This is a genomic window from Martinezella sp. CNPSo 3732, assembly GCF_057784515.1.
The window spans coordinates 1-8,511 of record NZ_JBXSOO010000045.1; the positions used below are offsets into that span (position 1 = coordinate 1).

An 8,511-nucleotide genomic window follows, 5' to 3' on the forward strand; every position below is an offset into this window, starting at 1 on the left:
TCTGAAGCTCGGCCTCGATCTGGTCATCGCTGGCACGGAAACAGCGCAGTTGCGCGCCGGCGCACGCACGGCCATTCAGGCTGCGCGAAAAGGCTCTGATTCATAACCGGCTGGGACAAAAGCTGCCCGGAGTATCCCACGGGCAGCGGTGATTGCGCTAGAGCCGGATGATTTTAGGTCTGTTCGACCTAAAATCCGAATTCGTTCTAGTTCACCAGCTTTACATAGCAAGGCCGGTAGGTCTCCGTACCGCAGCCGCCACCGACGGCTTGCGCCGGCGTAATCGTGTTTTGGATGGCGATTGCCGCGAGCGCGACGGCGATGATTGTCAAAACAGTTTTGGTATATTTGTCCATGAGTTTCCCCTAATAATAGAATGGCTGGCGGTATGCATCTTAAAATTGCCTTTCTGAATGCCAGCTGAATATCTATGCTTAAGGTTGTGTCCTGATGTCATCCGACACCATTGGATCGACAGCCCAAAACAGGTACCCTCTTCGACTTTGATCGCACCCTGCGCTTGCATCGTTACCCGCCTGCGGGCATTCTCGCGCCGATATGGCGGAGCGGAATGATTTGTCGAAGGTGCAGGGATCGGCGGTAGGACGCGGCTTGCGTCGCGAAGTAGGTCAGCGCGTGACCTTGCGGACCGTGGCTACGGCTCTCGGTCTTTCGGTTACGACAGTCAGCCGTGCTCTCAAGGAAGGCCCGGAGGTCAATCGCGAGACCATCGAACTGGTCAAGCGCGTTGCGGGCGAGCTTGGCTATCGTCCGAATCTCGGCGGCATCAATCTGCGCACCGGTAAAACGCATGCCATCGGCATCGTGCTGCCTTTCGGGCGCGAGGGCGAGATGAACATTGTCGTTGCCTCGTTGATCGAAGGCGCTTCGCGCTATATGAAGGCACGAGGGTACCGAACGACAATCGTCCCGCAGCTCCAGGCAGATGATCCACTCGCGACGGTGCGCGATATCGTCGAGGAGGGATCGGTCGACGGCATCATCATTACGCACACGACCCCGCAGGACGATCGCGTCAAATATCTGCTCGAGGTCGGCATGCCCTTTGTCACCTTCGGGCGGACGGAGCTCTTGAGCGTTCATCCGAGCATCGATCTCGATCATGAAATGATCGGAGCGGAGGCTGCACGCCTTCTGCTTGATGCGGGCCACCACAAGCCGCTGTTGATCGCGCCCAGCCAGCAATTCACCTACAGCCTGCAATTCGTAAGGGGCTGGCGCAGGACTTTTGCCGAGCGTCACCTCGACCTGCCTGATGATAGCATCCATTTCACCACGGCCACACCCGACAATGGTCGCGGGATGGCAAAGCATATAGCAGCGCAGAATCCCACGGCGACGGCCGCCTTCATCGCGAGCGAGGAGGCGGCTCTCGGTTTTCTTGCGGGCCTGCGCGATGCCGGGCGGCAGGCCGGCAAGGATTTCGCGCTGATTACCTATGGCGGCACCGCACTGCCCGATTTCTTCAACCCGCCTTTGAGTAGCTTCCACTATTCGAACCACGCCATAGGCGAGCGATTGGCCGCCTTCCTGCATCGGGCGATCGGCGGCGAAAATCCGGCCGATTTGCACGAAGTCGTCCGCGCCGCCTTCGTCGATCATCAAAGCCAGTTACGCCATGCCTGAAGAATGTTGCGGCTTGCAAGATGAGCATATGCTGAGAAGATATTCGTAACGTTACGAATTTCTAGATTGAACGGCGTCGAGCATTTTTTTTGGCGAAAATAGTCGATTGACAGCCTCCATCTTTTCCATAATCGTAACGTTACGAATTGTCGATTTTGAGCGAGGAGGCTCATCGGCAAGGCACATTTGCTCAGGCGTGGAGGCCTCACCGTGAGCGGCTCTACGCATTGCAAGGGAGGATGACGTGAGCGACGGATCGCTTTTTTTCGGATCGCCTATTTGGACTTTCAATTGGAACCCGCCATATCAGGCGCCGTTGCGGCGGCTCGCCGCGACGGGCTGCAAGGGCTTTGAACTCACCGCCTGGTCGGTGGACATGCTGAGCTATTACACACCCGAAACCGTCCGCGAGTTGAAGCAGATTGCTGACGGAGAGGGGCTGGTGCTCACCAATTTCTTCTTCAATCTGCCCTTCAGCCGTGTCGCAGGCGCTGCCGTATCGACGGTTGATCTCGAAGGCTACAAGCGCGGCATGGATGTCGCGGCAGCGATCGGCACGCCGATCGTCACCAGCATGACGCCCTATCCGTTTCAATCCGAGGTCAAGCCGATCCTGCAGAGGCCGATCTCGCAGGAGTGGGGCGCGGCGGTCGAACCGCAATGGGATTGGACGGGTGAGTATAATGCCGTGGTCGAGGGTTTTGCCCGAGCTTGCGAGATTGCCGCTGCTGGGGATCTCAAGGTCGCGATCGAGCCGCATCCCTATCGCTGGGTCAGCTCCGGTCAAGGCATGCTGCGGCTGATCGAGCGTACTGGTGCCGCCAATCTCGGCCTGAATTTCGATCCGAGCCATCTCTTTCCGGCCGGCGACATGCCGCATTACGTCGTTCTGGCGCTCGGCGATCGGATCTTCAATACGCATTTTTCCGATAACGAAGGGCACACCAACGCCCATTGGCGCCCCGGGCGCGGCAAGATCGATTGGAAGGCGATTTTCGCGGCACTCAAGACCATCGGCTATTCCGGCCCGATCACGCTGGAGCTGGAAGATGCGCCGGGTGCATCGCATTGGACCCATTTCCGCGAAGCGACGCCGGAATTCGACGACGAGATGCGGCGCGGCATGAACTATCTGCGCGCCGCCGCTGCCGAACTCGATATCACCATTTCTTAGAGCGGTTCAGCTTTTCACGGAATCTCTGAACCGCTCTATCTCTTTGTTTTCACGCAATTCCGGACAGAAAACCGCTGCGCACTTTTCCTGGAATTGCTCTCTAGAGGCAAGCCAATGAACAACGAACCCATGAAAGTCGGCATTGTCGGCGCCGGCAATATCAGTGCCACCTATGTCGCGACCCTCCATATGTTTGATTTCATTCGCGTGAAGTCTGTTTACGATCTTTATCAGGAGCCTGCCCGTAAGCTCGCCGAGCAGTTCGGTATAGAGGCCGTTGCGCTCGATACGATGCTTTCCGATCCGGAAATCGGCCTCATCATCAACCTGACGACGCCGGTCTCGCATTATGCCATCAGCAAGAAGGCGCTGCTTGCCGGCAAGCATGTCTATTCGGAGAAGCCGCTTGGCGTCTCCGTGGCCGAGGCGCAGGAGTTGATGGCGATCGCGCGAGCAGGGAACCTGCGGCTCGGTTGCGCTCCCGACACCTTCCTCGGTGGCGGTCACCAGTTGACACGGCGTTTGCTCGATGAAGGGCGCATCGGCAAGACGATCTCGGCCACCGCCATGCTGCTGTTGCCTGGTCATGAGCATTGGCATCCCAACCCAGCCTTCTTCTATGGCCGCGGCGGCGGGCCGATGCTCGATGTCGGTCCGTACTACGTGACGAACCTCATCGCCTTGCTCGGCCCCGTGCGCGAGGTCTTCGGCACTGCGAAGATCACCCGCGTCGAACGCTCGGTGAAGACCGATCCGCGCCGAGGCGAGACGATCAAGGTACTGGTGCCGACCCATCTGACTGGTGTTATGGAGTTTCATAGCGGTGCGACTGTCACCATTGCCACCAGCTTCGATGTCATCAAGCACAAGCACAATCAGATCGAGCTTTACGGCTCGGAAGGCACTATGGTGACGCCGGATCCGAACAATTTCAGCGGCAAGGTCGAGATATTTCGCGATGGTGACGATGCGTGGAGGGAAATCCCCGTCGATCACCCTTATACGGAAGGTGTGCCAGGTCATCTCGGTCTGCGCGGATTGGGCGCGGCGGAGATGGTGGATTCCCTTCGCTCGGGACGCCAGCATCGGGTATCGTCGGAACTGGCTTTCCACGCCCTTGAGGTGATGACGGCATTCGAGCGTTCGGCGCAATCGCGTTCCGTGGTTGCAATCCACAGTAGTTGCGGTCGCCCCGATCCGATACCCCGCGCAATAAATGAGGGACGTTTCTCATTGAGTGCGCTATAGAGTTGAGAAAATGCGGTCCTTTTGGACTGCGGGCTTGACGAAGGGGCAATGCCTGAGGAAGCATTGCTCACTTGCTGCGGGGAACGGAGGCCCTGCCGCACGGTTTTGGAGGATCAGGAAATTCGGCATCCGGTGTCTGGAGACGGCGGCGGCTGAAGAAAGGCGTTTGAAGAACGTCGTCAAAGGAGGAGGAACGCATGCGCAAATTGATGATGGCATTGGTCGGCGCCACGGCGCTGGTCGCGGCGAGCGTGACCGGCGCTCTGGCCGAAGGCAAGAAGGCCGAAGTTCTGCATTGGTGGACTTCGGGCGGTGAAGCCGCAGCCGTGAAGGAACTGGCCAAGGCCTTCAACGCTGCAGGCGGCGAATGGGTGGATACCGCAATTGCCGGTTCCGGCTCGACTGCTCGTCCGATCGGCATCAACCGCATCATCGGCGGCAATCCGCCGACGGCCATGCAGTTCAACACCGGCACGCAGATGAACGAACTGGCTCAACAGGGCCTATTGCGGCCGCTCGACGATCTCGCCAAGGAGCAGGATTGGAAATCGGTTCTGACGCCATCTTTCTATCAGGCCATCCAGTTCCAGGATCATATCTATGGCGCTCCCATCAACGACCACGGCCAGAACTGGGTCTTCTATTCCAAGGCCGTCTTCACCAAGGCCGGCGTGACGGAAGAGCCGAAGACCTGGGATGAAATGTTTGCCGCGCTCGACAAGATCAAGGCTGCCGGCCTGATCCCGGTTGCCGTCGGCGGTCAACCCTGGCAGCTGCAGTCGATGTTCAACGCCATCCTGCTCGGCGAGGGTGGGAAGGATCTCTATGCCAAGGTCTGGAAGGATCTCGACACGGATGCCGTCAAGTCCGACAAGTTCAAGCATGTGGCGGAAGTCTTCGCCAAGCTGCGCAACTATCAGGACCCTGGCAGCCCGAACCGCGACTGGAACGTCGCGACCGGCATGCTGATCGACGGCAAGGCCGGCATCCAGTTCATGGGAGACTGGGCCAAGGGTGAATTCATCCATGCAGGCCTCGTCGCCGACAAGGATTTCGGCTGCATTCTCGGGCCTGGCGAATCCAACTTCATGATGGGCGGCGACATCTTCGTCTTCCCGGTCCTCAAGGATAAGACGGCGACCGACGCCCAGACCCTGCTCGCAACGGTCATCATGTCGAAGGAAGGCCAGCTTGCCTTCAACTCCAAGAAGGGTTCGGTACCCGTGCGTCTCGACGTCGATACGTCGAAGCTCGACGCCTGCGCCCAGAAGGGCCTGAACGCGCTCAAGGATCCGAGCCGCCAGATCCTGGCGCCCGACGTGCTTACGGCTCAGGACATCGTCCAGACGGAACAGGATCTGGTCGCCCAATACTGGACAACGCCCAGCATGACGGCCGACCAGTTCGCCGAGCAGTTTGCGCAGGTGATTGAACAGGCGAAGTAAGCTTCGATCGACATCCATGCGGCGGCAGGCATCCCTGCCGCCGGCTTCCATGAATGCTGAGGAGGAGCGCGTCCGTGAGTACCCCAGACACGAATGCCGCCGCTGTGCCAGCGGTCGCCACGCCTGCGAGCGTCAGCCGCAGGAAGATTCATTTTTCACCCTATGTAGCCCTCTTCCCGGCTTTCGCCATTGTGCTTCTGGCTTATGTCGTCACTGTCGTGTGGAACATCTGGATATCGTTTACGGACAGCAAGGTGCTGCCGGTCAACATTTTCGTCGGCACGAAGCAGTATGAGCGGTTGTTTTCGACGGCGCGCTGGCTGCTGTCGCTACAGAACGTCGTCGTCTTCGGTATTCTGTTCATCGCGGGCTGCCTGATCCTCGGCTTTCTTCTAGCCGTCGCGCTCGACCAGAAGGTCCGTTTCGAAAACACCTTCCGGACGATCTTTCTCTACCCCTTCGCGATGTCCTTCATCGTCACCGGGCTGGTCTGGCAGTGGATCATGAACCCGACGCTCGGCTTGCAGAAGGTTGCCGACAGCATCGGCTTCACCTGGTTCCGCTTCGACTGGATCGTTCAGAGCGATCTCGCGCTCTATGTCATCGTGCTTGCCGGTGTCTGGCAATCTTCCGGCCTCGTCATGGCGATCATGCTCGCGGGCCTGCGCGGCGTCGACCGGGAATTATGGAAGGCGACGCGCATCGACGGCATACCGAGCTGGCGCGTCTATCTTCATATCGTCATTCCGATCCTGAGACCGACCATCATCACCGCCAGTGTGCTTCTGGCGATTGCTGTCGTCAGGGTCTACGAACTGGTGCTGGCGACGACCGGCGGCGGGCCGGGTATCGCGACCGAAGTGCCCGGGAAATTCATCATGGATTACTTGTTCGGACGCGGCAATATCGGCCTGGCGACGGGAGCATCGACCGTGATGTTCATCACTGTGGTCATCCTAGTGACGCCGTGGCTCTATTACGAATATTTCCGCGAAAAGCCGAGGGGGAACTGATGACGACGCCATCTTCCGTCACTGGTGCCATGCAGGGTCCGACCGGCCGCAAGCCGCAGCATCTGACCCCTGGACGCATCGGCCTTTATCTCTTTCTCGTCCTTGCGGCACTATTCTTCCTGCTGCCGCTCTATGTGATGCTCGTCACTTCGTTCAAATCCATGCCGGAGATCCGCCAGGGCAATATCTTCGCCTTTCCGCAGATGTGGACGGCGGATGCCTGGGTGCAGGCATGGAGCACGGCCTGTACCGGGCTTGAATGCGGCGGCATCAGCGTCGGCTTTTGGAACTCGGTGAAGATCCTCATCCCGAGCATGATCCTGTCGATCCTGATCTCGTCGCTGACCGGCTACGCGCTGTCCTTCTGGCGGGTCAAAGGGGCAAACGTGCTCTTTGCCATCCTGCTGCTCGGCGCTTTCATCCCCTATCAGGTCTTCATCTATCCGCTGGTTCTGATCTATCGCGACGTCGGGATCTATTCGACGCTGCCCTGCATTATCATCACTCACACGGTCTTCGGTCTGCCGGTACTGACGCTGCTCTTCCGCAACTATTATTCGAGCCTGCCGATGGAACTTTTCAAGGCGGCTCGCATCGATGGCGCCGGGCTTTGGCAGATCTTCTTCCGGCTGATGATCCCGATGTCGATCCCGATCCTGGTGGTCGCGGCGATCCTGCAGGTGACCGGCATCTGGAACGACTTTCTCTTCGGCGTCGTCTTCGCCGGCCGGGAGAATTTCCCCATGACCGTGCAGCTCAACAACATCGTCAACTCGACCCAGGGCGAGAAGCTCTACAACGTCAACATGGCGGCGACCATCCTTACCGCCCTGGTTCCGCTGATCGTCTATTTCGGCTCGGGCCGCTGGTTCGTGCGCGGCATCACCGCCGGCGCAGTCAAGGGATAGTTCATGGCCAATGTTTCCATTCGCGAACTTGCAATCGATTTCGGCAGCGTCAGCGTCCTGAAATCGCTTAATCTCGAAATACAATCCGGCGAGTTCATCGTGCTGCTTGGCCCCTCCGGCTGCGGCAAGTCGACCCTGCTCAACGCGATTGCCGGGCTGACCGACATCACCGATGGCCAGATCTGGATCGGCGACAGGAACGTCACCTGGGAGGAGCCGAAGGATCGCGGCATCGGCATGGTGTTCCAGTCCTATGCGCTCTATCCGACGATGACTGTCGAAGGAAATCTCTCCTTCGGGCTGCGCATCGCCGGCATGCCAAAGGACGAGATCGCCCAGCGTGTCGACCGCGCCGTGCAGATCCTGCAGATCGATCCCTTGCGCAAGCGGCGGCCGGGAGAGCTTTCGGGCGGCCAGCGTCAGCGCGTCGCGATCGGCCGCGCCCTGGTGCGCGACGTCGATGTCTTCCTGTTCGACGAGCCGCTTTCCAACCTCGACGCTAAGCTCAGAACCGAGCTGCGCGTCGAGCTGAAGCGCCTGCATAGCGGCCTCGGCTCCACCATGATCTATGTGACGCACGACCAGATCGAGGCGCTGACGCTCGCCGATCGCATCGCGGTCATGAGCGGCGGGGTTATCCAGCAATTCGCTACGCCGAAGGAAATCTACCGGCGCCCGGTCAATCGCTTCGTTGCCGGTTTCGTCGGTTCGCCCTCGATGAACTTCCTGTCCGGGCAGGTGACAAGCAATGGCGGCGTGCCGGCTTTCGCATTGCCCGACGGCCGGAAGATCGATCTCAACGGCTACGAGTTTTCCGGCATGCCTGGCGAAGGCCGCAAGGCGACGCTTGGCGTCCGGCCCGAGCAGATGCAGTTCCAGCCCGCAGGCAGCCGGGCCGCGAGCCTGCCCGCAACCTTCACCATCGTCGAGCCCATGGGCTCGGACAATCTGATCTGGGGCCAGGTCGGCAGCGAGACGCTGTCGGTGCGCATCGATGCCGACGAGGATGTGGCGCTCGACCGAGAGCAGCCGGTCTATTTCCAGCCGGCGCTCGCGTCGTTGTTCGGTGAAGACGG

8 protein-coding genes and 1 pseudogene are annotated in these 8,511 nt (G+C 59.5%); 8 read left to right on the plus strand and 1 reads right to left on the minus strand.

What is annotated here, in order from left to right; genetic code table 11:
• Positions 1-106, plus strand: a pseudogene (locus AC13RM_RS31175) (hydroxyacid aldolase); the annotation flags it as partial.
• Between the two features lie 100 nt (positions 107-206).
• On the opposite strand, the gene AC13RM_RS31180 reads toward AC13RM_RS31175, so the two are convergent.
• Entirely contained in the window at positions 207-356 is a 150-nt protein-coding gene (locus tag AC13RM_RS31180) for a hypothetical protein (protein WP_015342612.1), read from the minus strand.
• A 256-nt stretch (positions 357-612) separates the two neighbouring features.
• On the opposite strand from AC13RM_RS31180, the gene AC13RM_RS31185 reads away from it, so the two are divergent.
• The 7 genes from AC13RM_RS31185 to AC13RM_RS31215 all read left to right on the plus strand — a co-directional run.
• Entirely contained in the window at positions 613-1,647 is a 1,035-nt protein-coding gene (locus tag AC13RM_RS31185) for a LacI family transcriptional regulator (protein ID WP_488556131.1), read from the plus strand.
• A 244-nt stretch (positions 1,648-1,891) separates the two neighbouring features.
• Positions 1,892-2,821 carry a sugar phosphate isomerase/epimerase family protein gene (locus AC13RM_RS31190; RefSeq protein ID WP_488556132.1) on the plus strand — a complete coding sequence of 310 codons (930 nt, stop codon included), beginning with the start codon at positions 1,892-1,894 and terminating at the stop codon, positions 2,819-2,821.
• Between the two features lie 114 nt (positions 2,822-2,935).
• Positions 2,936-4,069, plus strand: coding sequence for a Gfo/Idh/MocA family protein (locus tag AC13RM_RS31195; RefSeq protein ID WP_488556133.1), 1,134 nt, complete (start codon positions 2,936-2,938; stop codon positions 4,067-4,069).
• A 197-nt stretch (positions 4,070-4,266) separates the two neighbouring features.
• Positions 4,267-5,514: an ABC transporter substrate-binding protein gene (locus AC13RM_RS31200; protein ID WP_285171822.1), complete on the plus strand. Its 1,248-nt coding sequence runs from the start codon at positions 4,267-4,269 to the stop codon at positions 5,512-5,514.
• 74 nt (positions 5,515-5,588) lie between these two features.
• Positions 5,589-6,527: a carbohydrate ABC transporter permease gene (locus tag AC13RM_RS31205; RefSeq protein ID WP_488556134.1), complete on the plus strand. Its 939-nt coding sequence runs from the start codon at positions 5,589-5,591 to the stop codon at positions 6,525-6,527.
• Positions 6,527-7,435: a carbohydrate ABC transporter permease gene (locus AC13RM_RS31210; protein ID WP_092706600.1), complete on the plus strand. Its 909-nt coding sequence runs from the start codon at positions 6,527-6,529 to the stop codon at positions 7,433-7,435. Before AC13RM_RS31205 ends, AC13RM_RS31210 begins: the two co-directional genes overlap by 1 nt.
• Positions 7,436-7,438: 3 nt before the next feature.
• Positions 7,439-8,511: ABC transporter ATP-binding protein (locus AC13RM_RS31215; protein WP_488556135.1), on the plus strand; the 1,073-nt coding region annotated here is incomplete at its 3' end.

Coding starts and splice junctions, on each gene's coding strand:
- AC13RM_RS31180 (WP_015342612.1), bottom strand. CDS start 356: ATGGACAAATATACCAAAACTGTTTTGACAATCATCGCCGTCGCGCTC.
- AC13RM_RS31195 (WP_488556133.1), top strand. CDS start 2,936: ATGAACAACGAACCCATGAAAGTCGGCATTGTCGGCGCCGGCAATATC.
- AC13RM_RS31200 (WP_285171822.1), top strand. CDS start 4,267: ATGCGCAAATTGATGATGGCATTGGTCGGCGCCACGGCGCTGGTCGCG.
- AC13RM_RS31210 (WP_092706600.1), top strand. CDS start 6,527: ATGACGACGCCATCTTCCGTCACTGGTGCCATGCAGGGTCCGACCGGC.